Genomic DNA, 24,709 nt, shown 5'->3' on the forward strand with positions numbered 1-24,709 from the left:
CGACGCCAGGTGATTCTGCTCCCGTACACGGGCCTCGGGGCTATTTGCTCGCATTGGGGAAGAACAATTCCTTGCCCTCGATCTTGTAGCTCGCGATCGCAGCCTGACCGTCCTGGGAGATCAGCCAGTCGATGAAGGCTTGGCCCTCCTTCGCTTTCACGGTTGGGTGCTTGGCCGGATTCACCAGCATCACGCCGTAGGGATTGAATAGGCGCTTGTCGCCCTCGACCAGGATTGTGAGATCGCCGCGGTTCTTGAAGGAGAGCCAGGTCCCGCGGTCGGCGAGCACGTAGGCATTCACGGCCGAGGCGGTGTTGAGGGCCGGACCCATGCCCTGGCCGATGTCGCGGTACCAGTCACCCTTGACGGTGGCGAGATCGACGTTGGCCTCCTTCCAGGTCCGCAGTTCGGCACTGTGGGTGCCGGAGCGATCGCCCCGCGAGACGAACGGCGCCTTGGCCGATGCGAGCTTCCCGAACGCCGCGACCACGTCGCCCCCGCGGACGCCGGCCGGATCGGATTTCGGTCCGATCAGGACGAAGTCGTTGTACATCACGTCCCAGCGCTTCGTGGCGAAGCCCTCGGCCAGAAACTTCTCCTCGGCCGGCCGATCGTGCACCAGAACCACGTCGGCATCGCCCCGGCGGGCCGCGTCGAGGGCCTGTCCGGTACCGAGGGCGACGACCTTCACGGCGATGCCCGACTTCGCTTCGAAGAGTGGCAGCAGGTGCTTGAACAGGCCGGACTGCTCAGTGGATGTGGTGGAGGCGACAACGATGGACGCGGGTTCGGCTCGGACGCCGGAGGCGGCACCGAGCGCGAACAGGAGGCCGAAGGTCAGGAGGCCGCGGCGAAGGATGTCCAAGGGAGTTCTCCGGTGATGTAGGCCCGCGTCTCAGGGGCCTGGGGCGAGGTGAGAAGCGTGTGGGTCGGTCCCTGCTCGACGGCCCGACCGCGGGCGAGCACGACGACGTCGGCGGCGAGTCGCGTGACCTGTCCGAGATTATGAGATACGAGCACGACCTTCGTGCCCTGCCGCGCGATCTCTGCGATCAGGCCCTCAACGAGGTCGGTGGCGCCCGGATCGAGGTTGGCGGTCGGCTCGTCGGCCAGGAGGAGATCGGGCTCCACCGCCCAGGCCCGCGCCAGGGCGAGGCGCTGCTGCTCGCCGCCGGACAGGCGAGTGGCCGGTGCCGCGCCTCGGTCGCCGAGACCGACACGCGCCAGGGCCGCCTGGGCGCGCCGCGTCCGCTCGCTCCGCGACAGGCGGAGCGGCGTCAGCGCGAGGGCGACGTTGGCGATTGCGCTGGCCCGCAGGAGGGCCGGTCGCTGGAACACGAAGGCACGCCGCACCGGAGCATCGCCAATGATCCGGACCGACCCGGCATCGGGCGCGAGGACGCCGTCGACGACCCGCAGCGTCGCGCTCTTGCCGGCGCCGTTCGGCCCGATCAGCGCGGTGATGCCGGCGGCGGGAATTCGGGCGCTCAGACCATCCAGGATGATAGTGCCGTTCCGGGCCAGTGCGAGGTCGATGAGTTCGATCGCGGGCATCGACTCAGCCGTAGGCGCGCGCGGCGTGGGCCCGCAGGATCGCAGCCACCGCATTCACCAGGATGACGAGCCCGATCAGCACGAGCCCGAGCGCCAGGGCCAAGCTGAGATCACCCTTCTGGGTCTCCAGCGAGATCGCCGTGGTCATCGTGCGGGTGTGACCGTCGATGTTGCCTCCGACGACGAGGACGGCGCCGATCTCCGAGATCGCGCGGCCGAAGGCGGCCAGCGCCGTCGTCACGAGGGAGAAGCGCGTATCGTAGATCAGCGCGAGCGCCCGGCGCCATGCCGACAGCCCAAGGGAGCGCAATTGCTCACCGAGATGCGCCTCCGCGTCGGCGATCACCTGCCGGGTGAGCGCCGCGACAAGGGGTGTCGCCAGCACGGCCTGGGCCGCCACCATCGCGCCCGGCGTGAACAGGAGGCCGAGCGATCCGAGAGGGCCGGAGCGCGACAACACGAGGTAGAGCACTAAGCCGACGATCACCGGGGGAAGCCCCATGAAGGCGTTGAGGAGCCCGACCACGACCGATCGCCCTGGAAATCCCGCGACCGCCAGGAAGGCTCCCACCGGAATCCCGATGCAGAGGCCGATGCCGACAGCGGTGAGGCTGACACGCAGGGAGAGCCAGGCGATCGCGAGAACGTCGCGGTCGAGGGTCGTCAGACGCGAGATCGTCTCCTGAAAGGTCTGAAGCATCGTCACCGGGCTGCGCGGGGCCTCGCGGGATGATACGGGGCAGGCGAAAAGATCAATAGGAAAGGCTTTGCCGATGCGCGACCCGACAGCCATCACGCTGCAGGCCGATGGCGACTGGAATGGCCTTGCGCTGCAGCCGACGTTCGCCCTGCTCCAGGCTCTCTCCACGTCGACCTCACTGCTCGTCGCGGCGCGACAACTCGGGGTATCCTATCGTTCGGCCTGGAGCCGGGTCTCGGCCCTCGAAGCGGCGCTCGGGCAGCCGATCGCGGTCAAGACGAAAGGCCACGGTACGGTACTCACGCCCTATGGCCGCGATGTTCATGCGACGCTGGCGGAGATGTACGATCGCCTCGCCCCCCTTCTGCACATCGAAGCAAGGCGCTTGACGGAGGCCTTGCACGCCCTGGAAATCCACCGGCCGGCCCTCCTGAGGCTTGCGGCAAGTCACGACCCCCTATTGCTGGGCGTCATCGAGCTTCGGTCGGACGTCGAACTCGCCATCGCCGGAAGCCTCGACGCGCTCGCGCACCTGCGTTCCGGGACCGCGGACGCAGCGGGTTTCCACTATGGTTCCGAAGGTCCGGCACCCGAGCCATTCGATGCCCTGTTCCGGGACCCGGAACTTTGCATCACGCCGTTGTTCCGGCGCCAGCAGGGCCTGATGCTCGCGCCCGGCAATCCGCATGGCGTCACCGGCGTCCGCGATATCGCCCGCCTCGGCCTGCGCTTCGTCAACCGACAGCGCGGTGCCGGGACACGGATCTGGTTCGAACGCCTCTGCGCCGAGGCCGGGCTGGAGAGCCGCGCGATCCAAGGGGCGCAGACCGAGGAATTCACCCATCAGGCTGTCGCCGCCCTCATCGCCACCGGAACCGCGGATGTCGGCATGGGGACACCCGCGATCGCCGAGCGCTTCGGGCTCGCGTTCGAATCCCTGGGCTGGGAAACCTACTTCCTCGCGGCCCGCACCACCGTCGACGAAGCGATGCTGGCCGCGTTGACGGAGGCTGCCGGACGGGCGGCGTCCATGACCCTCGGCTACCAGAGCACGGCGTGCGGGTAGAAGGTGAGGATGTCCCCCGGGGCTACGACCGTCACCGCATCGTCCAGTTCCACGAGCCCGTCGCTCTCGGTCAGCGACGAGAGCACGCCGGCACCCTCGCGGGGGTACTTCACCGCCTCCAGAACCGCGTCGGCCCCGAGGGCGACGGTGACACGGACGAACTCGCGTCGGCCCGTCTTCTTCCGATAGGCGAAGGCGGCCCGGACAGGCTGTCCGAGCGGTGCGAGGTCGAGCGCGCCGCCGAGCCGAGCGAGAAGCGGGCGCACCACGAAGAGCAGCGTGACGTAGACCGCTCCGGGATTACCCGGAAGCCCGACGAACGGCGTACCGCCGATGACGCCCATTGCCACCGGCCGACCGGGCTTGATCGCCAAGCGCCAGAACATCAGCGCGCCGATCGCCTCTACGGCGGCCTTCACGTGGTCCTCCTCCCCCGTCGAGACACCGCCCGAGGTCAGGATGAGGTCGTGATCCCGGGCGGCCTGCCGCAGACGTTCGGCGAGGGCCTCGGGTTCGTCTTGCAGGATACCGAGATCCGCGACCTCCGCCCCGAGGCGGGTGAGAAGGCTCGCGAGCATCACCCGGTTGGAATCGTGGATCGCGCCGGAGGGAAGCGGCGCGCCCGGTTCGGTGAGCTCGTCGCCGGTGGAGAACAGGGCGACCCGCAGGCGCGTGCGGACGGCGATCCGGTCGTGGCCGGAGGCGGCCGCGAGGGCGAGATCCTGCGGCCGCAGGCGTCGCCCGGCCGGGATCGCGCAGGCGCCGCGCGCGATGTCCTCGCCGGCGTCCCGGGCGTTGGCGCCGCGCTTCAGCCCGGACGGCAGCACGACGACGTCGCCCTCGCGGCGCACGTCCTCCTGCATGAACACGGTATCGGCCCCCGGCGGCATCGGAGCGCCGGTGAAGATTCGGATCGCGCCGCCATCACCCGAGATTCCCTCCGCGGGCGCCCCCGCGGGGAGCCGACCCCGGACTGGGAGCCGCGTCTCGCCTTCAAGATTAAGGTCGCTGTGGTGGATCGCGTAGCCGTCGACGGCGGAATTCGGGAACGGCGGCACGTCGTGGAGGGCCAGGACAGGCTCGGCCGCGACGCGTCCATCAGCCTGCCCGAGGGGCAGCCACTCGGTTCCGGCCAGGACCGGCAGGCGCTCGCCGATCAGCGCCACGGCGTCCTCGATGCGCATCAGGGCGCCGCCGAAGGCGAAGCAGTCGTCTGTCAGCTGGGCCATGGCCCCTCCAGGTACGCCAGCGTCGTCTCCAGCGGTTCCGCCAAGGCGACAACGAGATCGGCGATGCGCTGGACAGCGTCGAGATCGACTACCGGTACAGCCGCATCGGCGAAAGTCTGGTCGCTCGCTACCGCGACGATCCGGGGATCGTCGGGAAAGATCGGCGGCTTGCCGTTGGCGGTGCGGTGGACTTCGAGCTTGGCATGTGCCTCGCGCTTGAAGCCCTCGACGATCACCAGGTCGCAGGATGAGAGCCGACGCAGCAGGTCGCCGAGCCGCGCTTCCGGCTCCTCTCCGATCTCGTGGATCTGAACCCAGCGACGCGACGAGGACACGATGATCTCGGACGCGCCGGCCTCGCGGTGAACGTAGGAGTCCTTGCCGGGGTGGTCGACGTCGAAGGCGTGATGCGCGTGCTTGATGGTCGCGACCTTCAGCCCTCGCGCCACGAGCAGCGGGATCAGCCGCGACAGAAGCGTGGTCTTGCCCGCGCCGCTCCAGCCGGCGAGACCGATGACCCGGGCGGGATTCATGTCGCCTCCGCAGGCGAGAACCCGGCTTCGATGAGGAGGGCATGGGTCTCGGGGTCGTGCAGGCAGGCAAGGAAGGCGGCCAGTGCGGGCCGGTGGCGGTGCTCCGTGCAGTACGCGAAATCGTAGCGCTCATCGGTGAGCGGCAGGAAGCCGAGACCGTAGGCCCGTGCCACGGTAGCAATGGCGACGCCCCAATCGGCCCGCCCCTGAGCCACGGCTGCCGCTACGGCGTTGTGCGAGCGCGGCTGGTTCCAGAAACCGGGCGGGCGGGCGCCCTTGAGGAGGCCGTCGATCAGGGCACGGGTACCGGAGCCGGTATTCCGGTTGACCATCACAATCTCGGATTCGGCCAAGGCGCCGGCGACGGCCTCGTCCACCGAGCGGCCCACGAACTGCGAATGTCCAGGCCGGAAGACGACGCCCTGCAGGCGTCCCCACCCCTCTGCCAACGACATTCCGGACGCGAGGAAGGGTCGATTGTAGACGCCTGTCTCGGCATCGAGGAGATGCATCGCGGCAAGGTCGCATTCGCCCCGGGCCAGGGCGGCGAGTCCTCCGGCCGAGCCGACCCAGATGGGCCGCGCGCGAAGTCCGCGCTCCGCCAGTCGCCCGATCACCCGGTCGAGCCCGACGCAGTGAGAGCCAATGATCGTGAGGTCCGGCGGCCGGACGCCGGTACCGAGGCGGGTGACGGACACAGTCTCCCCCGCTTCCAGACCCGTCCGGGCTGCAGGAACCGCGAAGAAACCGTCTGCTTGTGAGAAGGCCGTCACCGAACCGGACCCCTTCGGCAGCGGCAGGGCGCGCAGACCGTCCTCCGTTTCGGCCAGGGCTGTCATCACGAATTCCGTGCGCCCGCGCTCGGAGGGTACGCGCTGGGGCAGGATCGCCGTGACGCTGGTCTCCTCCCGGGGCGGCAGGCCGGCCATCGCACGAACCAGCGGAACCACGACATCGTGGAAGGTGAACATTGCCGAGGTCGGAAAGCCCGGCAGGACGATCACGGGAGTCTGACCTGCGACCGCCAGACAGAGCGGTTTGCCGGGCTTCAGGGCAACCCCGTGCACGAGGATGCCGGGTTCTCCGAGGCGCTGAAGGATGCGGTGTGAAACGTCACCGGCCCCCTTCGAGGTTCCCCCCGATAGGACCACGATGTCGCTGTCGGCGACGGCAGCGCGGAGGGCTGATTCGAGGGCGGTCTCGTCGTCCCGAACGATGCCGAGCGGCCGAACCGTGCCGCCGTTCTCCGTGACGGTCGCGGCCACGATGGGCCCGTTGGAATCGTAGATCCCGCCGGGCTTCAAAGGTTCGCCCGGCGCGACCAGTTCGTCGCCCGTCGACAGAACCGCAACCCGGGGACGACGGACCACGTCGATCGCGCCGAGACCGCAGGCGGCCAGCATACCGATCTCCCGCGCGGTGATGAGCATACCCCTGCGGAGAACCGTCTCACCCGACGCCATGTCGGCGCCGGCATAGCCAATGAACTGACCCGGCCGCGCCGGTCGGACTAGGTCGATCGCGAGGGTTTCGGCGCGGAACTGGGTCTGCTCGACCATCACGACGGCGTCGGCACCACGCGGGACGACTCCGCCCGTGGCGATCGGCGTCGCGGTGCCGGGTGCCACGGACAGGGCAGGCGCGACCCCGCAGGCAAGGACCTCTTGGTTCAGGATCAGGCGGCGCGGCTTCGCTTCGTCGGCCCCCTCGGTGTCGGCCGCGCGCAGCGCGAATCCGTCCACGAGAGCGCGGTCGAAGGGCGGCACGTCGATGGGCGACGCGATATCGTGGGCCAGGACCCGCCCGAGGGCGTCGGCGAGAAGGATGGTCTCCGCCGCCAGGGGCGCGTGCGGCACGGCGGAGCGGAAGCGCTCGACCGCTTCTTCACGGCTAACCACCGTGAGGAATTGTTCCTGGTGCGCGGCCTGCGCCAGCCGCCTGAGGAAGCCGTCCTCCGTCGCGGCGCTTCCGGTGGGCACGGCGACGCTCACAGCGGGAGGCCCGCAACCACGCTACCCGCCGGATAGCCTTCCGATTCCGGTCCGATTAGGATCGCCGCATCGGCCTGGATCAGGCTGGCCAGCGCGAGGTCGCTTCCGCCCAGCGGTTGGAGCCCCTCGGGCATCCGCCGGGCGAAGACGATCTCGCTCATTCCGACGGTGGATGCGATCTTGCCGAGGAGCGGTGCGCCGGTCCCGGCTGGAGGTCGCGTGCCAGCGAGACTCGCGATCACCGGGCGCACGAGGGTGACGAAGGCGCTGAGCGCCGCGTCGGGACGCCCCGGCAGCAGAATGACGGGCCGCCCTTCCACGTCACCGAAGCCCGCGGTATCTCCGGGCTGAAGGGCGATGCCGTGCGCTCGTGTCGTTCCCGCCAGGGTCAGCCCGGCGGACGCGTGATCGTTGTGCCCGAAGCCTGTCCCCCCGATCGTCACGACGGCGTCGCCGTCCTGTGTCCGGAGCACATCCGCGATCGCGTCCGGTGTGTTGGCAGCCATGATGCCGGCCACGCATGCGCCGGCCTCGGCGATCCAATGGGCCAGAAGGGTGGAGAGGGTGTCGGCCTCGGGCGCACCCGCGACGATCAGGGTCACGCGCGGACGGCGCAGGGCGATGCTTGCGAACCCAGCCGCCTGAAGAGCCAGCCGGTGCAGGGCCGTCACTCGCTGGCCGGCGGCGAGGAGCAGGGTGCCGGAGGAGGCTTCGGCACCGGCCGCGCGTACGCCCTCCCCAACCGGGGCATCGGCCACGACGGACGATCCCTCGACTGCTTCGGGCGGCAGGACCGTATCGGTATCTTCCGGCAACCGCGTTCCGGCCTCGACCCAGGGCGGGCGGCGCGCGGCGAGGATCGGTGCGAAAGCGGAGGCGCCGACGACGTCCGCGCCGCGCACGGCCCAACCGTCGCGGAGGGCCGTCGCGGAGTCCGGCATAGCCCGCGGCGCATGACAATCGATCGCGCTGACCCCGCCAAGGGCCTCACTGAGCGGCACAGCCTCCGGTGCGACAGGAACGAGATGCTCCGTCAGCAGCCGAACGGCCTGCGTCAGGGGCATGAGGGCCGAGGATGCGGTCCGGCGCTGCCCGGGTATCGATGCGGGCGAGCCGGCCTCTTCTTCGAGGGTGCTGCGGGCGGAAACGATCATGCATCGAGCGATGCGCCATCGCCGGGCCATGATCAAGCGCCCCTCGGGTCTACCGCGTCACCGGGTCCCGTCTTCGCACCGCGACATTCCCCTGGGGGATCGTCTAGATTTGCATGCCGAACCGGTATCCCGGTGGTTCTTCGCGGGTAAGGCATTGCAGGTATCCGGCAAACCCTTGGTCGATCGAGCTCCGTCTCTGCGCACCCTCGCACTCTGCTTTCTCGTCTTCGTTCTATCGGGATCACCGGCGACTGCGCAGCTGCGCGGGCATGGCGGCCCGGTTCGGGCTTTAGCCGTCGCGCCGGGTGGTACCCTCGCGATCTCGGGCGGCTTCGATCAGGCCGCCATTCTGTGGGCGATCGACAGCGGGACAGCGCTCACCGTCCTGCGCTTCCACGATGGAGCCGTGAACGCCGTCGCCGCCCTGTCCGAAGGCGGCTTCCTGACGGCCTCGGAAGATGGCCGCATTGCGCTCTGGCGCGCCGGCAGGCCCGATCCCGAGCGCGTTTTCGCAGAGCACACGGGGCCGGTGGCGGCGCTGTCCATCTCATCCGACGGGTCGCTGCTGGCTTCGGCCTCCTGGGACGGAACCGCCCGCATCCGCCCCCTGGCCGGCGGGCCGGCCCGCGTGCTCGAGGGGCACCAGGGCAACGTCAACGCCGTCAGCTTCTTGCCGGATGGGCGACCGGTCACCGTCGGCTACGATGCGACCGTCCGGATCTGGCCCCGGGCCGACGACCCGGCGGGCGTGCCAATCGTCTTTACGCTCCCCAGCATCCTGAACGCCCTGGCGATCACGCCGGACGGCGAAGTCGCAGTCGCGGGCGGGGATGCGATCGTCCGCCTGTTGCGCCCGGACGGATCGGTCCGCGTCGCGGTCGATGTCGGGCCAAACCCGGTCATCGCCCTTGCGCCCTCCCCCGATGGCCACCGGATCGCTGCTGCCACGGCCGGTGGCGCGGTCGCGATCATTGACCGGAGCTCGGGGACGATCCTGCACCGGCTGGTCGGGCCGGGCCTGCCGGTCTGGTCGATCGCTTGGCGCCCGGACGGACGCGAACTTCTCACCGGCGGAAGCGACAGGCTGATCCGGCGGTGGGATGCTGAGACCGGCGCGCCGATCGGCCCCCTGGCGATGCCGCGCCCGGCCGATACGCTGGCCGCCTATCAGGGGGATCGCGGCGCCGAGGTGTTCCGGGCCTGCGTCGCGTGCCACGCCCTCACCCCGCAGGACGGCCCCCGCGCCGGACCGACGCTCGCCGGCATCATGGGCCGGCGCATCGCCACTGCGCCCGGCTACCGCTATTCCGAGGCGCTGAAGAGCATGGACATCGTCTGGGACGCACGGACCATCGCCCAGCTGTTCGAGGTCGGCCCCGCCCGCTACACGCCGGGAACGCGAATGCCGGAGCAGACGATCAACCGGGTGGAAGATCGAGAGGCGCTGGTGAAGTTCCTGGAGAGCGCGACGACCGTGCGCTGAGACAGCTCACAAACTACGGATCATGTAACGGGCCTCGCCGCCGTAACTGGCGAGCTTCCTCACCATCGCGTCGCTGGGCTCGCAGATCCGAAAGCCGTGTCGTTCCCAGAACGGCGCTGTCCCGTTGACGGCGACCAAAGCCAGGTTTTCGAGCCTGGCCCATCGCATCCGGCCGATCAGCAAGGCCAGGCCGGCGCCGGCATGCCCGGCGCCGCCGAACGCCGGGTCGATGCCGAGGTCGTGAAGGTAGGCCGCGCCCTCCGCCGGCGGCACGGGCGCGAGCGGTCCGTTCAGGGGCGGAATACGTCCGAGCGGCCAGGGATACGCGACCGCGTACCCCGCGACGCCCGAGCCAGCCTCCGCCAGTGTCAGACACAGGCCGGCGCCCAGCGCCAGCCGTTCGGCGAAATGCCCTGCCTCCTCGGGATGATCGGGGAACAGCCGGTCGGCGAGCGCGACGACCTGCCCGAGGTCGCCCACCTTCATGCTCCGCCATTTACAGGCGTTCACGTCCGGGCACCCATGGTGGCAGTCGATCCGGCTAGATCGCCTCGCCGCGGGCGGCGCGCTCGCGCAGGTAGTCCTCCGTGGTGCGCGGACGGTCGCGTTCCGGTCCGGCATGGGGATCGAAACCCTGATTCACCGCGACCTCGACACGACAGTCTTCGCACATCATGAGGGCTTGCACGCGCGCCTCGCCGGCTTCGCCCCGGAACATCCAGTGGCGGTCACGCAGCTTCTCCACCACGCGTTCGATCGTGCTGCGCGTGCCGAAGGGCTTGGCGCAGGCGATGCAGGCGAAGGGCTCCTCCTCCTTCACCACCCGTCGCGGCGCGGCCCAGGCCTCGAAATCGACGCCGGGCGTCAGGGTGATGACACTCTCGGGGCAGGTATTCACGCAGAGCCCGCATTGTACGCACAGGCTCTCCTCGAACGCGAGGAACGGTCGGTCGGTACTGTCCGACAGCGCATGGGTCGGACAGGCGCCGACGCAGGCCAGGCAAAGCGTGCAGTCCTCGGTCCGGAACGCGAGACCGCCGAACGGTGCCCCCGCGGCCAGCGGGATCCGCGCCACCGGTTCTGGGGCCGCCGCATGCATCTCGTTGAAGGCAAAGCGCAACACTTCACGCTTGCCGCCGATGGGCATGAAGCGAGAGGGCGCGCCGGCGACTTTCCCGACCCGGTGCCCTGCCAGGGAAGCTCCAAAAACGTCTGGGTCGTCGGTCTCGATCAGGGAGACGATCGGTCCCGAGGTCCCGCTGCCGTAACCGAGACCGCGCGCCAGGGTGTCGCCCAGGGTCATAGCCCGGCGCAGACTGTCGAGGTCGTGCTTGGGCCGGCCGCGGGCGAGGATACGGATCCCAGCGGCGCCGTAAGCAAACAACGCTGCGAAGGCTTCCGGCCCAAGTTGCGTGATCTCGTTCACGCGCACCGGCAAAACGTTGGCCGGCAGGCCGTCACCATGGCGGGCGAGCGCGTCGATCAGGGGCTCGCCATGGTCGCCATCATGGAACAAGACCACGGCGTCACGGCCGCAGGCCACGGTGTATGCGAGCATCAGGGTCCGCAGACGTCGCATCAGGGCGTCCGCCGGCGGCAGCGCGTAAGCGGCTGCTCCGGTCGGACAGACCGAGGCGCAGTTTCCGCATCCGGCACAGATATAGGGATCGATCGCCACGGTATCGCCGGCCGGCGCGATCGCCCCCGTCGGGCAAACCTCGAGGCATCGGGTGCAACCGGTGATGCGCGAGCGGGAATGGGCGCAAAGCTCGGCGTGGAAATCCACGAAGCGCGTCTTGTCGAAAGTGCCGACGAGGTGTGACGCCTCTGCGATCAGGCGCTCGACCGCCGCTGGATCCCGCGGATCAGCGCGCAGGTAGCCGAGTCGGACCTCGTGGGCTGGAAATAGGGCGGTCCCACCGGTGACGTCGATGACGATGTCGCAGGTTGAATTGGCTCCGTTACGGCTCGGTCCGAAGAGGAGGTGGGATCGGGAGGACGGTGCCGGCAGGGCGTAGTCGTCGATGCGCAGATCGAAGGCCCCGAGCCGTCCCTCGGCGCCGGTGATCGTACCCTGCACGATCGGGAAGTCGTTGCGCATGGGCGGTTCGACCGCCACGGGTCGGCTCAAGAGCACCGTTACGTCGAGATGCTCGGCGAGGCGGCGGCCGACCTCTATGGCGGTGGCATCGCGCCCATAGATCAGGGCGACACCCTGACTCTCGATCGCCACGGTGGCAGCATCCGGGACCGGCTCGGCGCTGGCGGCGAGCAGTGCGGCCATCTTCGGGCCGGCCTCGTCACCCTCTGACGACCAGCCGGCCGTCTCGCGGATCTTGGCATAGGACACACGGTCGTCGGCGCCCAGCTCGGAGGCGACCTCGTCGAAGAGTGGGGATTGCAGGGTACAGGAGACGGTGACCGTACCGCCCCCCTGCACAGCGGCGCGAAAGCGGTCGAGCTCCCGGCCGCAGAGTTGATCGGCGAGTTTGAGTGTCCCGCCGCACCCGCGCGCGATCGCCTCGGCGTCGAGCGACATCGTCTTCTCGCAGGAGCAGGCGAATACGATACGATCGGACACGGACGAACCCTGGATGGATCTGGAGGAAGCGCAGGCAGACGACGGGCCGGCAAAACCGATGGCCTCTTCGCGTCGTTGTGCGTATCTCATATACTCAAATGGTTCAAAACTGCGATCCGACACCGGAGCGCAGCGACGACACGTCCTGCGCGCTTCTTGCTGCGCGCGTCTTGTGACTCGGGCGTCGGCAGAACATGTCGGTGAGCATATCCCACCCGCAACCGGTTCTTCGCGAGTCTTGCCTCCTCCGTGATGACAGTCCCAGACCTCGACATCCGATCGCCAGCGCTTGCTCTGCCACCGGCATTCACCGGCCGGCTGGTGCAGGGTGCCCGCGATGCCTTGACGGAAGCCCGGGCGCTGGCCGAACGCGATGGGGCTGACGCGGCGGGCACCCTCGTTCTCGCCGATCGCGCGGACGTGCTCGATCTTGCCCTGATCCTGGCGCCGGACGAGCCGCTGGCTTCGGCCCGTCGTGCATTCCTGGCGGGCATGACCGCCCTCGCCGACGCTGTCGGGGCTCATGGTCCGCCGGAGATGCCGTTGACGTTCGTCTGGCCGGATGTGGTCGTCTTCGACGGTGCACGGCTCGGCGGCGGACGGTTGGATTGGCCTACTGCCTGCGCCGAGGACGCTACGCCGGACTGGCTCGTCTTCTCGGCGATGCTCCTCCTCTCGAAGGCCGGGGCCGGCGATCCCGGGCTCACCCCGGGGTCGACGGCGCTGGATGAAGAGGGATTTCCAGCGGACATCCGCAATCCGCTGGTGGAAAGCTTCGCCCGCAATCTGATCCGGTCGTTCTCGCTCTGGAACGAGGACGGCTTCGACGGGATCGCGGCTCGCTACCTCGTACACCTGCCGACACCGCCGGGCGTGCTGGTCCGCATCGATCGGGGCGGCGACGTCATCCTGGGCGAGTCCGAGCGTTGGCCTCTGGCTCGATTGCTGTGCGAACCCGCGTGGCGCGATCCAGTGACCGGGACGGTCCGCCTATGACGGAGCTCAAGTTGCCGCGCACCCTGCGGCTCGACCCCTCCGATACCTTCGTCTTCGCCAACCCGGCCGAGCCCGGAGAATGGGCGGTGACGGGATCGTTTCTCTTCTGGGACCAAGACCTTTCCGCCCTGGAAGGGAAGGCCCGCGCCGCCTTTCGGTCCGGTTTCGTCGGGGTGACGTCGCTCGGATTTTCGACCCTCGTGGTGGTGAGCGAAGCCTCCGAGGCGGAGCGCGATGCCGCAGTCGAGGCTCTGGCACAGCATATTCAGGAGCGGCTCGGTGCCCCGGACCGGGCGAGCGCGCGAGCCGCAGCCCGCGAGGAAGTCGACTTCGCCGCCTCCCTCTGCGGCATTCCCGTCGGGAGCGTCGTAGCGATGCACCGGACCCAGGCGGACGGCGAGATCGCGGAAGCCTTCCGGACGCTCCACCAGCGCGATGCCGGAACGCCCGGAGCCGACCGCCTGCACGCCCATGCCCGCGCCTTCCGCTTTGTCGAGACCGACGAGGAAGAGCCCGAGGAACGCGCCGATCTGATCGGTCTCGCGCGGGCTCCCGGTTCCTCGCGGGCCTGATCGATGGACGCTTTCGTAACGGGACAGACCCTGCCATGACCGAATTCTGGGTCTCCAGCGGCCACCACCTCACGCAGCGCACCGAGGGCGGCGGGCTGGCCGTCACCGACGAGTTGATCCTCGCCTATCTGGCCCGCCCGGAGGTGTTGCCACCCGACGACGCCTGTGCCGCGGAGCGCGCCCTGTATGCCGGCCTCTGCGCCAAGCCACGCCGCGTCGTGCCTGCGGAGGCCGTGCGGGCCATTGCCGATCCGGATGCGCGCGAGAACTGGGAGGTGCTGCTCGCCTTCCGTGACCGCCTGCTGGCGGCGCGCTCGATCGAGGCGGCCTATCTCGGCATGGTCCGAGAGGGCCTACAGGGCATCCCCTCGCTGTTCCTGAACCAACTGGTCCACCTGATCCTGCGCAACGCCCTCGACGGGTGCGACGACCCGTTCGTGCTGCGCGCGGCGGAGCTGCTGTTCCGGCCTCAGCGGATCAGTCGGCTCGATGGCGCCGTCCTCCTGGCCGATGCCGAGGTGATCGAGGCGCGTGAGGGCAGCGCGCCCCTGTCGCCGCTGGTGAGCATGCTGGGCAAGGACGCAGCGAACGAGCTCGACGTCCTGAACGAGGACAATGCCTGGAGCTACTGGAGCCGCTCCGATGCCTTCTCGATGGCGCTGAACCTCGGCTCCAGCGTACGCAGCCGCACGGCGCTGGCGCGGGTGATCGAGACCTTCGTCGGGCACCTGCTGAACGTCGAGGTTCGGGTCAACCCCCTGGAGAAGCTCGAGGATTCGGATTGGCGCTGGTTCGTCGGCCTGGACGCGGAAGCGACCCGGATCGGCAACGCCCTGTGGCGCGGCGAAGCGGTTTCGACCACCGACCAGGAACGCGTCATCGCGCTCTTCAGCCTGACGTTCAACGATCGGACGCGCCTCGAAGACTCGGTCGGCGACCGTCCGGTCTACCTCCTGTTGGCGGCCACGGGGGCGAACCTCGTGACGCTCAAGCCGCAGAATCTGATCGCGGGTCTCCCGCTCAAGACAGCGCAGGCAGCCTGCTGATGGCGAACGATCCGACATCCCGCAACGAAGATACGGCCGGGCGGGCGATGCCCGAACCCGTGCAGGATCGGCTCGTGCCGCAGAACCATTTCGAGGTGGGAATTCTCGTGGCCCGCCGGCGTCTGCGCGGCCCCTGGGCGACCCACGCGTGGCTGCCCGTCGCCGCGCTTCCGGCCGCGCCCCCCGTCGCAGACTGGACCCAACTCTCTGGGAACGAAGAGGAATCGACGTTCTACGCCGGTGCGTATGACGTCCTCCTCCACCCCGCGGAGACCTCGCATTATCGCGACAATCTCGTATCGGGGCGCCCGTCGCTCTGGGTCTCGTTGCGCAAGCTCGGCGAGGAATCCTACGCGATCGCGACCGTGACGGCGGACCCCTACGAGGGCGAGGCCATGGCGGAAGGCATCGGCGAGATCGTGGAGGCGGTCCCGATGCCGACGGAGTGCCAGGGCATCCTGCTCGCCTTCTTCGAGGCGTTCCACGTGGAGCGGAAGTTCGAGAAGCGGAAGCGCGACCGGGCCGATCCGGAGGCGTTGGCGCGGGGTGGTCAGGGCAAGGGACGCGGCGAATGAGCGAGGGTCTTCTCTCCCGCTGGGCACGGCGCAAGCAGGAGGTCCGCCGGCAGGAACGCGCGGAAACGCGCGCGGAAGCGTCGGCTCCGACGGTCCAATCCGAACCGCAAGCCCTTGCCGACAATGAGGTTTTCACCGAGGAACCGCTCGACGACGCAAGCCTTGCGGACGCGATCGCGCGGTTGCCGAAGATCGAGGATCTGACGGCGGAGACCGAGCTCGCGCCGTTCCTCCGGGCGGGGATCCCGGCCGCGTTGCGCAAGGCCGCCCTGCGGCGGATGTGGTCGGTCGATCCGGCGATTCGCGACTTCGTCAGCGAGGCCCGAGACTACGCCTACGATTGGAATACGCCGGGTGGGGTGCCCGGTCTCGGACCGATGCTGCCGACGGACGACATCAAGGCGATGGTCGAGCGGATCATGACGGGGCACGCCCCCCGTCCGCCAGAAGTGACGTCTGAAGAGACGCCCGGGGAGACCCTCGGTATACCAGAGGGTGACGTCGAGGTCGCGGCCTCGCCTGCCCCCGTCACGGGCGAAGCGGCCACGGACGCGCCCGCGCTCGTGACCCAGGAGGCGCCGCCGATGCACGTCGATGTCGGGGATCTTCATCCATCGAAAAATAGCGCGCGCGCATTTCAATCGCCTCCGATTGTTTCGCCCCTGCGACGCCATGGCGGCGCGATGCCGAGCTAATCGGAAGAAACGCGATTGCCGTCCGGCGAAACGCTTTTTATTATCAATACAAACTAGACCGCACCTCTGGTGGAGCGGCGGGGGCCGCAAGGGTCGAGGAGTGGTATGCGTTCCGGTGCGCCGTTTTCAGAGCCGCCAGGGGAAGTGGGCTTCGGGGTGACGGATCGGATCGACCAGGCCACGGCGGCAAGCATGGCCCTGGACGAGGTCGATGACCTGCGCGCGCAGCAATACGACCTGCTCGCGGTCCTGCTGGGTCGCCCTCCGACTGAAGATCTTCTTCGCGCGCTGGCCGGCCTCGCGGGCGGCGACAGCGTCCTCGGACGCGAGGTGGCAGCGCTCGCCGCCCTCGCCCGGGAGATTCCGGCCGATGCCGTGGAGCGGGAGTACTTCGCGCTCTTCGTCGGTGTCGGACGGGGGGAGCTTCTGCCCTACGCCTCCTACTACCTGACGGGATTCCTGAACGAGCGGCCCCTGGCGCGGGTTCGCGAGGATCTGGCGGGGCTCGGCATCGAGCGCGACCCGGCGACGATCGAACCCGAGGATCACCTCGCGATTCTCTTCGATGTGATGGCCGGGCTCACGGCCGGTCGCCTCGAGGCGGAGCCGGGGGCGTCACGCGCGTTCTTCCTCCGGCACATCGCGCCGTGGGGCGAGCGCTTCTTCGCCGATCTGGAGCGCGCGAAGGCCGCGCGCTTCTACCGCCCGGTGGGGACTCTGGGACGGGCCTTCCTCGAGATCGAGGCGGCGGCTTTCGCGATGGATGCCTGAGGCATTCGTCGCTGTGGATCGATGGATGCCTTCGGCATCCTGCACTGTGGATCTTGGCGTGATGCCCGGTCGGGCGGACGCCACATGGGGAGTTTGGGCGATGGGACAGGATCAGAAGGACCAGCTCGGCCGTCGCCAGTTCTTCCGCGCCCTCGGGGGCGGCACGGTAGCGGCCGCGGCCAGCATGGCGTCGCCGATCTCGGTGACCGAGGCGCAGGCCTATGACCCCGGCACGGACGAGACCCGGTCGCGCTACCGCCTCACGGACGAGGTGAAGGCGTTCTACCGGACGAACGGCTACGAGACCCTCCAGAACAGCACGAACGCCGGAAAGAAGTGAGCCTGCGATGCTGACCAAGCGCAAGAGCGGCGAGGCGAGCCGCACCAAGCATCAGGCCGTCGCCGCGGGCCTCGCGGCCGGCGTGCTCGACCGCCGCGGCTTCCTGAAGAAGTCCGGGCTGACCGCCGGCGCCCTCGCGGCGGCCGGTACGATCCAGCTCGGGTCGGTGCGCCAGGCGCGCGCGGCCGGCGCCTCGGCCACAGGGCCGGACGTGCAGATCAAGAAGAACGTCTGCACCCACTGCTCGGTGGGCTGCACGGTCACGGCCGAGGTGGTGAACGGCGTCTGGGTCGGCCAGGAGCCGTCCTATGCGAGCCCGATCAACCGCGGCACGCACTGCGCCAAGGGCGCGGCCATCCGCGAGCTGGTCTCGTCCGACCGGCGCCTGAAGTACCCGATGAAGCTCGTCGGCGGACAGTGGCAGCGCGTCTCCTGGGAGCAGGCGATCGAGGAGATCGGCGACAAGCTCGGCGCCATCCGCGAGAAGAACGGTGCGGACTCGGTCTACTGGCTCGGCTCGGCCAAGTTCACCAACGAGGCCGCCTACCTGATGCGCAAGTTCGGCGCCTTCTGGGGCACCAACTCCGTCGATCACCAGGCGCGCATCTGTCACTCGACCACGGTGGCGGGCGTCGCCAACACCTGGGGCTACGGCGCCCAGACCAATTCCTACAACGACATCCGCAACGCCAAGACGATGATCATCCTGGGCGGCAACCCCGCCGAGGCGCACCCGATCTCCATGCAGCACGTGCTGTCGGGCAAGGAGATCAACCGCGCGAACATGATCGTCATCGATCCGCGCTTCACCCGCACGGCCGCCCACGCCACCGAGTACGTGCGCATCCGCTCGGGCACCGACATCCCGGTGGTCTGGGGCATCCTCTGGCACGTCTTCCAGAATGGCTGGGAGGACAAGGAGTTCATCAGCCAGCGCGTCTACGCCATGGACGACGTCCGCAAGGAAGTCGCCAAGTGGACGCCCGAGGAGGTCGAGCGCGTCTCCGGCGTACCCGGCGAGCAGCTGCGCCGGGTGGCGGAGAAGTTCGCCAAGGAGAAGCCCGCGACCCTGATCTGGTGCATGGGCGCGACCCAGCACACGGTCGGCACCGCCAACGTGCGCGCGCTCTGCATCCTGTGTCTCGCCACCGGCAACGTCGGCAAGCCGGGCACCGGCGCGAACATCTTCCGCGGCCACACCAACGTGCAGGGCGCCACCGATCTCGGCCTCGATGTCACCTCGCTGCCGCTCTACTACGGTCTCGTCGAGGGCGGCTGGCGCCATTGGGCCCGCGTCTGGGACGTGCCCTACGAGTGGCTGCAGTCCCGCTTCGACGAGGTTCCCGCCGCGGCCGGCCGCAAGGCCCGCTCGCGCAAGGAGAACATGGAAGCGCCGGGCATCACCTCGACGCGCTGGTTCGACGCCGTGAACCTGCCGCCGGAGCAGATCGACCAGCGCAGCCCGATCAAGGCCTTCATGGTCTTCGGCCACGGCGGCAACACCGTGACCCGTCTGCCCGAGGCGATCGAGGGCATGAACAAGCTCGAGCTGCTGGTGGTCGCCGATCCGCACCCGACCACCTTCGCGGCCCTCGATGCCCGGCAGGACAACACCTACCTGCTGCCGATCTGCACCTCCCTCGAGATGGACGGGTCCCGCACGGCCTCGAACCGCTCGATCCAGTGGGGCGAGCAGATCGTGAAGCCGGCCTTCGAGTCGAAGAACGACTACGAGGTGCTCTACCTCCTGGCCAAGAAGCTCGGCTTCGCCGAGACGCTGTTCAAGAACATCAAGGTCGAGAACAACGTCCCGTCGGCCGAGGACCTGCTGCGGGAGATCAACCGCGGCGGCTGGTCGACCGGCTATACCGGCCAGAGCCCCGAGCGGCTGAAGGCGCACATGCGCAACCAGCACAAGTTCGACCTCATCACCCTGCGGGCGCCCAAGGACGACCCGGAGGTGGGCGGCGATTATTACGGCCTGCCCTGGCCGTGCTGGGGCAAGCCCGAGCTGCGCCATCCCGGCTCGGCGATCCTCTACAACACGTCGCTGCACGTGAAGGAGGGCGGCAGCACCTTCCGCGCGCGCTTCGGCACCGAGCGCAACGGACAGACGCTGCTCGCCGAGGACAGCTTCACCAAGGGCTCCGACCTGACCGACGGCTACCCGGAATTCACCTTCGGGGTGTTCAAGAAGCTCGGCTGGGACAAGGACCTGACCGCGGACGAGCTCGCCACGATCCTGAAGATCGGCGGCGACAAGCCCGACACCGTGAGCTGGGCCACCGACTTGTCGGGCGGCATCCAGCGGGTCTGCCTCGACCACGGCGTGATCCCGTTCGGCAACGGCAAGGCCCGGGCGAATGCCTGGAACCTGCCCGATCCGGTGCCGGTGCACCGCGAGCCGGTCTACTCGCCGCGCCCCGACCTCGTGGCGAAGTACCCGACCCGGCCGGACGAGCGCCAGTTCCGCATGCCGAACATCGGCCTGTCGGTGCAGAAGGCGGCCGTCGAGCGCAACGTCGCGCGCGACTTCCCCATCATCCTCACCTCGGGCCGCCTCGTGGAATACGAGGGCGGCGGCGAGGAGACCCGGTCGAACCCGTGGCTCGCCGAGCTGCAGCAGGACATGTTCGTCGAGATCAACACCGGCGACGCCGCCGAGCGCGGGATCAAGGACGGGTCCTGGGTCTGGGTCAGCGGCGCCGAGAACAGCTCGAAGGCCAAGGTCAAGGCGCTCGTCACCGACCGCGTCGGCAAGGGCGTCGCGTTCATGCCCTTCCACTTCTCGGGTTGGTACGACGGCAAGGACATGCGCGACTACTACCCGAAGGGCACCGACCCGGTGGTGCTCGGCGAGAGCGTCAACTCGGTCACCACCTACGGCTTCGATCCTGTGACGGGCATGCAGGAGACGAAGTGTACCCTATGCCAGATCAAGGCCGCGTGAGAGGAGCGCATCGACCATGGCCCGTATGAAGTTCCTCTGTGACGCCGACCGTTGCATCGAGTGCAACGCCTGCGTCACCGCCTGCAAGAACGAGCACGAGGTGCCCTGGGGCATCAACCGCCGTCGCGTCGTCACGCTCAACGACGGCAAGCCCGGCGAGCGCTCGGTCTCGATGGCGTGCATGCACTGCACCGACGCGCCCTGCGCCGCCGTCTGCCCGGTGAACTGCTTCTACACCACGGCCGATGCCGTGGTGCTGCACTCCAAGGACATCTGCATCGGCTGCGGCTACTGCTTCTACGCCTGCCCGTTCGGCGCGCCCCAGTATCCGCGCGTCGGAAACTTCGGCTCGCGCGGCAAGATGGACAAGTGCACCTACTGCTCGGGTGGCCCGGAGCCGGACCTGTCGGTGGCCGAGTACGAGAAGTACGGCTCGAACCGCCTCGCCGAGGGCAAGCTGCCCCTCTGCGCCGAGATGTGCTCGACCAAGGCCCTGCTCGCCGGCGACGGCGAGATGATCGCCGAGATCTACAAGCAGCGCGTGATCAAGCGCGGCTACGGCTCGGGCGCCTGGGGCTGGAAGACGGCCTACCGCGAGACCGTGGCGCTCTGAGCGCTCCCTCGCCCCTGGAGCCGGCGGCCGTCCGGCGGCTCCAAGACGACACGCCATCGAAAGGAACGCCGATGCGGCGGGCAGTCACGCTCCTCAGCACCCTCGTCGTCGCGACGACGCTCCTGGCCGCGCCGGGTGCGTTCGAACCGGCCCGGGCCCAGAATCCGATCACGCAGGACGGGCAGAACCCGATGGGCGCCAAGCCCACGGCGGATTCGGTGAACGAAGAGTTTCTCTTCAAGAACGCGGACAAGATCACCGGCCGGATCAGCATCCCGGACCGGAAGGCCGCGAACCTGATCCAGCCGCAGGGGCGCGAGTACCAGTCGTTCCGCGAACATTACCTGCCGTGGATCGGCGCCGCCTTCATCCTCGGCATGATCGCCGCGCTGGGCGCGTTCTTCCTCTGGCGCGGGCGCATCCTCACGGAGCACAGCCAGGAATCCGGCCGCAAGATCCTGCGCTTCAACACCTTCGAGCGCTTCACCCACTGGATGACGGCCGTGTGCTTCATCATCCTCTCGCTCTCGGGCCTGAACTACATCTTCGGCAAGCGCCTGCTGATGCCGCTGATCGGCCCCGAGGCCTTCGGCGCGCTCGCGCAATGGGCCAAGTACAGCCACGTCTACCTGGCCTGGCCGTTCATGTTCGGCGTCGCGATGATGTTCGTGGTCTGGATCAAGGACAACATCCCCAATCGGCTGGACTGGGCCTGGATCAAGGCCGGCGGCGGCTTCATCGGCAACAAGCACCCCCACGCGGCCCGCTTCAACGCCGGCCAGAAGGGCGTGTTCTGGATGGTCGCCGGCTTCGGCGTCGCCATGAGCGTCACCGGCCTGATGATGCTGTTCCCGTTCGCGCTGCTGGACATCAACGGCATGCAGGTCATGCAGGTGATCCACTCGCTGATCGGCATCGCCTTCATCGCCGGCATCCTGGCGCACATCTACATCGGCACGCTCGGCATGAAGGGCGCCTACGACGCCATGGGCAGCGGCAAGGTCGACCTGGCCTGGGCGCGCGCGCACCACGACCTCTGGGTGGAGCAGGAGCAGGCCAAGACCGCGAGCGGTCCGCAGCTCTCCGGGCGCCATCCCGCCGCCGCCGAGTGACCTTCCGAAGCTGCCTGAGGACGCCTGCACGGCGACGGGGAAACCGACCATGAAAGCCTTCATCCTCGCCGTCATCGCGGCCATTGGGCTCGGCGTCGTCGCCATGTACGCCCTGACCAGCAATCAGAAGTTCGCCTACCAGGCCTTCGCGACCTCGGGCGCCCGCGTCTCGGAGCCGGGCACCAACCTCGTCGGCGAGAAGTGGAACGGCGATCCGCGCACGAACGACATGGGCGAATCGGCCCACGGCAAGGCGACCGGAGAGCCGTCCCACCCGAAGCGGTCCTGATCCATCCTGCGATCGCCGAACCCAACGAAGCGCCCGGACCACAGGGGACCGAAGATGATCCGACGCCTGCCCATCGCCGCGCTGCTGCTGTCGAGCTGCCTCGCGGCGCCCGCGGCCCTCGCCCAGGACGCGGCCCCCGCCCCGGCGCCGGCGCCCGTGAAGGGTCCGGCGAACCTGTGCCAGGAGCTGGTCGCCTTCGTGCAGAAGCCGGAGGAGAAGAAGCAGGAGGCCGCCACGCCGGCGAAGCAGGCCACCGCCGTCTCCAATTCCTCCGGAAAGAGCGACGGGCAGCCCTCCCCGGGGGCCGGCGACACGCAGCAGAAGTCGGGCCTGAGCGGGCCGACGAACACCGAGACCAAGGCGCCGTCCAGCGAGGCGAAGGCGCCGTCCAGCGAGGCGAAAGCGCCGACCAGCGACACGCGCGCGCCCGTCAGCGCCGGCAACACCGTGCTGGCGCAGGCGAATGCCGCCGCCAAATCGCCGCCGCCGCCCGGTGCGCCGGCACCGAGCCCGAAGCCGGATCCCGCCGTCCTGGCCCAGCTGGAGACGGCCGCCGGGGCCAACGACCAGACCGGCTGCCGCGCGGCCGCGCGGGCCATGCGCGTCGCCGGGGTCATCATGCCCCCGCCCCTCCTGGCCCTCGCCGCCCTGGACCCGAAGTTCTACGCCGGCTCGCAGCCCTGAGGGTGGACGGGCCGGCGGACCAGGCGGACGGGTCGCTGCCCGCGCGTCCCCCCATCGGGCGGGACACCACCCTGTGCATGTCCCTGTCGGCGCGGCCGGGCCATTTCGGGTCGCGCTTCCACAACCGGCTCTACGCGCTGCTCGGGCTCGACTACGTCTACAAGGCGTTCGCGACCACCGACCTGCCCGGGGCGATCGGCGGCATCCGCGCCCTCGGCATCCGCGGCTGCGCGGTCTCGATGCCCTTCAAGGAGGCGGTGATCCCCCTCCTCGACGCCCTCGATCCCTCCGCGCGGGCGATCGACAGCATCAACACCATCGTCAACGACGGCGGCCGGCTCACCGGCGCGAACACCGACTACGTCGCGGTGCGCGGCCTGCTGGCCCGGCACGGGATCGATCCGGCGACGGACTTCCTGGTGCGGGGCTCCGGCGGGATGGCCAAGGCGGTCGTGGCGGCCCTGCGCGATGCGGGCTTCCGGAACGGGACGATCGTGTCGCGCAACGCGGCGGCGGGCGCGGCCCTGGCGGAGCGCTACGGCTTCGCCCACGCGACCGCGCTCGGCGACCGCACGGCGGCGCTCCTCGTCAACGTGACGCCCCTCGGCATGGAGGGCCCGGACGCCGAGGCGCTCGCCTTTCCGGACGCCGCCATCGCCGCCTGCGCCGTGGCCTTCGAGGTGGTCGCCCTGCCCGCGTGGACGCCGTTCCTCCGGGCGGCGGAGCGCCTCGGAAAGCCCGTCATCACCGGGCACGAGGTCCTGGTCCTGCAGGGCCTCGAACAGTTCGTCCGCTACACCGGCGTGACGCCGACCGACGCGCAGGTGGCGGATGCGGCCGCCTACGCCCGGACCTGACCGGGCGAGACGCCGCGGAGGCTCAAGCCTCGGCCACCGGGTGGTTGCCCATGATCTCGAGGGCGCGCACCAGGGCGGAATGGTCCTTGTCGCCCGCGCCGTTGGCTGCGCAGACCGCGAAGAGCTGCTGGGCCAGCGCCGTTCCGGGCAGGGCGAGGCCGAGGGCCTTCGCGCCCTCCAGGGCGAGGTTGAGGTCCTTCTGGTGCAGGGCGATGCGGAAGCCCGGATCGAAGGTCCGCTTGATCATGCGCTCGCCGTGCAGCTCGAGGATGCGCGAGGTGGCGAGGCCGCCGGTGATCGCCTGACGGACCTTGGCCGGATCGGCGCCGGCCTTCGAGGCGAAGAGCAGGCCTTCCGCGACCGCCTCGATGGTCAGGGCGACGATGATCTGGTTCGCGACCTTCGCGACCTGACCGGCCCCGGTGTCCCCCACATGCGTCACGGTCTTGCCCATCAGGTCGAAGAGCGGCTTCACCCGCTCGAAGACGTCGGCCTTGCCGCCGACCATGATCGACAGGGCGGCGTTCCTGGCCCCGACCTCGCCGCCGGAGACGGGGGCGTCGAGGTAGTCGACGCCGCGCTCGGCGAGGCGGGCGGCGAAGTCGCGGGTCGCGATCGGCGAGATCGAGCTCATGTCGACCACCACCGCGCCGCGCCGGACGCCCGCGGCGACGCCGTCGGCGCCGAAGAGCACGGCCTCGACGTCGGGCGTGTCGGGCAGCATCAGGACCACGACATCCGAGCGCTCCGCGACCTCGGCCGCGCTGGCACAGGCCCGGCCGCCGGCCGAGACCAGGGCCTCGGGCACCTGCCGGCGAGTCTTGAGGGCGAGGCTGTGCCCGCCCGCGATGAGGTGTCCGGCCATGGGCGCGCCCATGATGCCGAGGCCGATGAATCCGACGTTCATGTGCGTCTCCC

25 protein-coding genes are annotated in these 24,709 nt (G+C 69.3%); 15 read left to right on the plus strand and 10 right to left on the minus strand.

Going from position 1 to position 24,709, the window contains the following annotated elements; all coding sequences use genetic code 11:
- Nucleotides 1-40: 40 nt before the first annotated feature.
- From AC1MGR_RS20260 to AC1MGR_RS20270, 3 genes are read right to left on the minus strand one after another with little or no spacing between them, the layout of a single operon-like run.
- Entirely contained in the window at nt 41-865 is an 825-nt protein-coding gene (locus AC1MGR_RS20260; protein WP_108035025.1) for an extracellular solute-binding protein, read from the minus strand.
- On the minus strand, nt 838-1,554 hold the full coding sequence (locus AC1MGR_RS20265) for an ATP-binding cassette domain-containing protein (protein ID WP_480232727.1): 717 nt from the start codon (nt 1,552-1,554) through the stop codon (nt 838-840). Before AC1MGR_RS20265 ends, AC1MGR_RS20260 begins: the two co-directional genes overlap by 28 nt.
- Before the next feature lie 4 nt (nt 1,555-1,558).
- Nucleotides 1,559-2,254 carry an ABC transporter permease gene (locus tag AC1MGR_RS20270; protein WP_480232728.1) on the minus strand — a complete coding sequence of 232 codons (696 nt, stop codon included), beginning with the start codon at nt 2,252-2,254 and terminating at the stop codon, nt 1,559-1,561.
- Nucleotides 2,255-2,327: 73 nt separating this feature from the next.
- Between AC1MGR_RS20270 and AC1MGR_RS20275 the strand changes: the two genes are divergently transcribed.
- Nucleotides 2,328-3,320, plus strand: coding sequence for a substrate-binding domain-containing protein (locus AC1MGR_RS20275; protein WP_480232729.1), 993 nt, complete (start codon nt 2,328-2,330; stop codon nt 3,318-3,320).
- On the opposite strand, the gene AC1MGR_RS20280 is transcribed toward AC1MGR_RS20275, so the two are convergent.
- Genes AC1MGR_RS20280 through AC1MGR_RS20295 form a run of 4 tightly spaced genes read right to left on the minus strand, consistent with a single transcriptional unit; the run spans nt 3,296 to nt 8,137 of the window.
- A complete protein-coding gene (locus AC1MGR_RS20280; RefSeq protein ID WP_480232730.1) occupies nt 3,296-4,549 on the minus strand; it encodes a molybdopterin molybdotransferase MoeA in 1,254 nt (417 codons plus the stop codon). The genes AC1MGR_RS20275 and AC1MGR_RS20280 overlap by 25 nt on opposite strands.
- Complete coding sequence (gene mobB, locus AC1MGR_RS20285) at nt 4,537-5,082, minus strand: molybdopterin-guanine dinucleotide biosynthesis protein B (RefSeq protein WP_480232731.1); 546 nt, start codon at nt 5,080-5,082, stop codon at nt 4,537-4,539. The genes AC1MGR_RS20280 and mobB overlap by 13 nt, the downstream gene beginning before the upstream one ends.
- Complete coding sequence (locus AC1MGR_RS20290) at nt 5,079-7,061, minus strand: molybdopterin biosynthesis protein (RefSeq protein ID WP_480232732.1); 1,983 nt, start codon at nt 7,059-7,061, stop codon at nt 5,079-5,081. The genes mobB and AC1MGR_RS20290 overlap by 4 nt, the downstream gene beginning before the upstream one ends.
- An 8-nt stretch (nt 7,062-7,069) precedes the next feature.
- Entirely contained in the window at nt 7,070-8,137 is a 1,068-nt protein-coding gene (locus AC1MGR_RS20295) for a molybdopterin-binding protein (RefSeq protein ID WP_480234849.1), read from the minus strand.
- 286 nt (nt 8,138-8,423) lie between these two features.
- On the opposite strand from AC1MGR_RS20295, the gene AC1MGR_RS20300 reads away from it, so the two are divergent.
- Nucleotides 8,424-9,710 carry a c-type cytochrome gene (locus tag AC1MGR_RS20300; RefSeq protein ID WP_480234850.1) on the plus strand — a complete coding sequence of 429 codons (1,287 nt, stop codon included), beginning with the start codon at nt 8,424-8,426 and terminating at the stop codon, nt 9,708-9,710.
- A 6-nt stretch (nt 9,711-9,716) separates the two neighbouring features.
- On the opposite strand, the gene AC1MGR_RS20305 is transcribed toward AC1MGR_RS20300, so the two are convergent.
- Together AC1MGR_RS20305 and AC1MGR_RS20310 are read right to left on the minus strand one after the other, a co-directional pair.
- A complete protein-coding gene (locus AC1MGR_RS20305; RefSeq protein WP_480232733.1) occupies nt 9,717-10,196 on the minus strand; it encodes a GNAT family N-acetyltransferase in 480 nt (159 codons plus the stop codon).
- Nucleotides 10,197-10,251: 55 nt separating this feature from the next.
- On the minus strand, nt 10,252-12,249 hold the full coding sequence (locus tag AC1MGR_RS20310; RefSeq protein WP_480234851.1) for a 4Fe-4S binding protein: 1,998 nt from the start codon (nt 12,247-12,249) through the stop codon (nt 10,252-10,254).
- Nucleotides 12,250-12,543: 294 nt separating this feature from the next.
- Between AC1MGR_RS20310 and AC1MGR_RS20315 the strand changes: the two genes are divergently transcribed.
- The 13 genes from AC1MGR_RS20315 (at nt 12,544) to AC1MGR_RS20375 (ending at nt 23,791) form a co-directional block, all read left to right on the plus strand.
- The gene (locus AC1MGR_RS20315; protein ID WP_480234852.1) at nt 12,544-13,287 is read left to right on the plus strand and encodes a biotin/lipoate--protein ligase family protein; all 744 of its coding nucleotides are present in this window, start codon (nt 12,544-12,546) and stop codon (nt 13,285-13,287) included.
- Complete coding sequence (locus AC1MGR_RS20320) at nt 13,284-13,859, plus strand: DUF6505 family protein (RefSeq protein ID WP_480232734.1); 576 nt, start codon at nt 13,284-13,286, stop codon at nt 13,857-13,859. Before AC1MGR_RS20315 ends, AC1MGR_RS20320 begins: the two co-directional genes overlap by 4 nt.
- 35 nt (nt 13,860-13,894) lie before the next feature.
- Nucleotides 13,895-14,905, plus strand: a complete 1,011-nt coding sequence (locus AC1MGR_RS20325; RefSeq protein WP_480232735.1) for a DUF6352 family protein — start codon at nt 13,895-13,897, stop codon at nt 14,903-14,905.
- A gap of 47 nt (nt 14,906-14,952) precedes the next feature.
- Nucleotides 14,953-15,480, plus strand: coding sequence for a DUF3305 domain-containing protein (locus AC1MGR_RS20330; protein WP_480234853.1), 528 nt, complete (start codon nt 14,953-14,955; stop codon nt 15,478-15,480).
- Nucleotides 15,477-16,175: a DUF3306 domain-containing protein gene (locus AC1MGR_RS20335; protein ID WP_480232736.1), complete on the plus strand. Its 699-nt coding sequence runs from the start codon at nt 15,477-15,479 to the stop codon at nt 16,173-16,175. Before AC1MGR_RS20330 ends, AC1MGR_RS20335 begins: the two co-directional genes overlap by 4 nt.
- 192 nt (nt 16,176-16,367) lie before the next feature.
- Nucleotides 16,368-16,946 (plus strand): TorD/DmsD family molecular chaperone, encoded by a 579-nt coding sequence (locus tag AC1MGR_RS20340; RefSeq protein ID WP_480234854.1) that lies wholly within the window; start codon nt 16,368-16,370, stop codon nt 16,944-16,946.
- Between the two features lie 100 nt (nt 16,947-17,046).
- Nucleotides 17,047-17,286, plus strand: a complete 240-nt coding sequence (locus AC1MGR_RS20345) for a formate dehydrogenase (RefSeq protein WP_480232737.1) — start codon at nt 17,047-17,049, stop codon at nt 17,284-17,286.
- Between the two features lie 7 nt (nt 17,287-17,293).
- A complete protein-coding gene (locus tag AC1MGR_RS20350; RefSeq protein ID WP_108035011.1) occupies nt 17,294-20,236 on the plus strand; it encodes a formate dehydrogenase subunit alpha in 2,943 nt (980 codons plus the stop codon).
- A gap of 16 nt (nt 20,237-20,252) precedes the next feature.
- Nucleotides 20,253-20,849 (plus strand): formate dehydrogenase FDH3 subunit beta, encoded by a 597-nt coding sequence (fdh3B, locus tag AC1MGR_RS20355; protein ID WP_056467736.1) that lies wholly within the window; start codon nt 20,253-20,255, stop codon nt 20,847-20,849.
- 71 nt (nt 20,850-20,920) lie between these two features.
- Complete coding sequence (locus tag AC1MGR_RS20360) at nt 20,921-21,961, plus strand: formate dehydrogenase subunit gamma (protein ID WP_108035010.1); 1,041 nt, start codon at nt 20,921-20,923, stop codon at nt 21,959-21,961.
- Between the two features lie 49 nt (nt 21,962-22,010).
- A complete protein-coding gene (locus tag AC1MGR_RS20365) occupies nt 22,011-22,250 on the plus strand; it encodes a hypothetical protein (protein WP_108035009.1) in 240 nt (79 codons plus the stop codon).
- Nucleotides 22,251-22,304: 54 nt separating this feature from the next.
- The gene (locus AC1MGR_RS20370) at nt 22,305-22,934 is read left to right on the plus strand and encodes a hypothetical protein (RefSeq protein WP_480232738.1); all 630 of its coding nucleotides are present in this window, start codon (nt 22,305-22,307) and stop codon (nt 22,932-22,934) included.
- A 2-nt stretch (nt 22,935-22,936) separates the two neighbouring features.
- Entirely contained in the window at nt 22,937-23,791 is an 855-nt protein-coding gene (locus tag AC1MGR_RS20375; protein WP_480232739.1) for a shikimate 5-dehydrogenase, read from the plus strand.
- Between the two features lie 22 nt (nt 23,792-23,813).
- Here the strand turns inward: AC1MGR_RS20375 and AC1MGR_RS20380 are convergent, their stop codons facing one another.
- The gene (locus AC1MGR_RS20380) at nt 23,814-24,698 is read right to left on the minus strand and encodes a 2-hydroxy-3-oxopropionate reductase (RefSeq protein WP_480232740.1); all 885 of its coding nucleotides are present in this window, start codon (nt 24,696-24,698) and stop codon (nt 23,814-23,816) included.
- Between the last annotated feature and the right edge of the window lie 11 nt (nt 24,699-24,709).

It is taken from the genome of Methylobacterium sp. BI1 (assembly GCF_056680125.1).

Excerpts from the sequence above, each read along its gene's own strand:
- AC1MGR_RS20265 (WP_480232727.1), bottom strand. The coding sequence starts at position 1,554 with ATGCCCGCGATCGAACTCATCGACCTCGCACTGGCCCGGAACGGCACT.
- AC1MGR_RS20270 (WP_480232728.1), bottom strand. The coding sequence starts at position 2,254 with ATGCTTCAGACCTTTCAGGAGACGATCTCGCGTCTGACGACCCTCGAC.
- AC1MGR_RS20275 (WP_480232729.1), top strand. The coding sequence starts at position 2,328 with ATGCGCGACCCGACAGCCATCACGCTGCAGGCCGATGGCGACTGGAAT.
- AC1MGR_RS20280 (WP_480232730.1), bottom strand. The coding sequence starts at position 4,549 with ATGGCCCAGCTGACAGACGACTGCTTCGCCTTCGGCGGCGCCCTGATG.
- mobB (WP_480232731.1), bottom strand. The coding sequence starts at position 5,082 with ATGAATCCCGCCCGGGTCATCGGTCTCGCCGGCTGGAGCGGCGCGGGC.
- AC1MGR_RS20295 (WP_480234849.1), bottom strand. The coding sequence starts at position 8,137 with ATGCCCCTGACGCAGGCCGTTCGGCTGCTGACGGAGCATCTCGTTCCT.
- AC1MGR_RS20305 (WP_480232733.1), bottom strand. The coding sequence starts at position 10,196 with ATGAAGGTGGGCGACCTCGGGCAGGTCGTCGCGCTCGCCGACCGGCTG.
- AC1MGR_RS20310 (WP_480234851.1), bottom strand. The coding sequence starts at position 12,249 with ATGTCGCTCGACGCCGAGGCGATCGCGCGCGGGTGCGGCGGGACACTC.
- AC1MGR_RS20315 (WP_480234852.1), top strand. The coding sequence starts at position 12,544 with ATGACAGTCCCAGACCTCGACATCCGATCGCCAGCGCTTGCTCTGCCA.
- AC1MGR_RS20320 (WP_480232734.1), top strand. The coding sequence starts at position 13,284 with ATGACGGAGCTCAAGTTGCCGCGCACCCTGCGGCTCGACCCCTCCGAT.
- AC1MGR_RS20325 (WP_480232735.1), top strand. The coding sequence starts at position 13,895 with ATGACCGAATTCTGGGTCTCCAGCGGCCACCACCTCACGCAGCGCACC.
- AC1MGR_RS20330 (WP_480234853.1), top strand. The coding sequence starts at position 14,953 with ATGCCCGAACCCGTGCAGGATCGGCTCGTGCCGCAGAACCATTTCGAG.
- AC1MGR_RS20335 (WP_480232736.1), top strand. The coding sequence starts at position 15,477 with ATGAGCGAGGGTCTTCTCTCCCGCTGGGCACGGCGCAAGCAGGAGGTC.
- AC1MGR_RS20340 (WP_480234854.1), top strand. The coding sequence starts at position 16,368 with ATGGCCCTGGACGAGGTCGATGACCTGCGCGCGCAGCAATACGACCTG.
- AC1MGR_RS20345 (WP_480232737.1), top strand. The coding sequence starts at position 17,047 with ATGGGACAGGATCAGAAGGACCAGCTCGGCCGTCGCCAGTTCTTCCGC.
- AC1MGR_RS20350 (WP_108035011.1), top strand. The coding sequence starts at position 17,294 with ATGCTGACCAAGCGCAAGAGCGGCGAGGCGAGCCGCACCAAGCATCAG.
- fdh3B (WP_056467736.1), top strand. The coding sequence starts at position 20,253 with ATGGCCCGTATGAAGTTCCTCTGTGACGCCGACCGTTGCATCGAGTGC.
- AC1MGR_RS20360 (WP_108035010.1), top strand. The coding sequence starts at position 20,921 with ATGCGGCGGGCAGTCACGCTCCTCAGCACCCTCGTCGTCGCGACGACG.
- AC1MGR_RS20365 (WP_108035009.1), top strand. The coding sequence starts at position 22,011 with ATGAAAGCCTTCATCCTCGCCGTCATCGCGGCCATTGGGCTCGGCGTC.
- AC1MGR_RS20370 (WP_480232738.1), top strand. The coding sequence starts at position 22,305 with ATGATCCGACGCCTGCCCATCGCCGCGCTGCTGCTGTCGAGCTGCCTC.
- AC1MGR_RS20380 (WP_480232740.1), bottom strand. The coding sequence starts at position 24,698 with ATGAACGTCGGATTCATCGGCCTCGGCATCATGGGCGCGCCCATGGCC.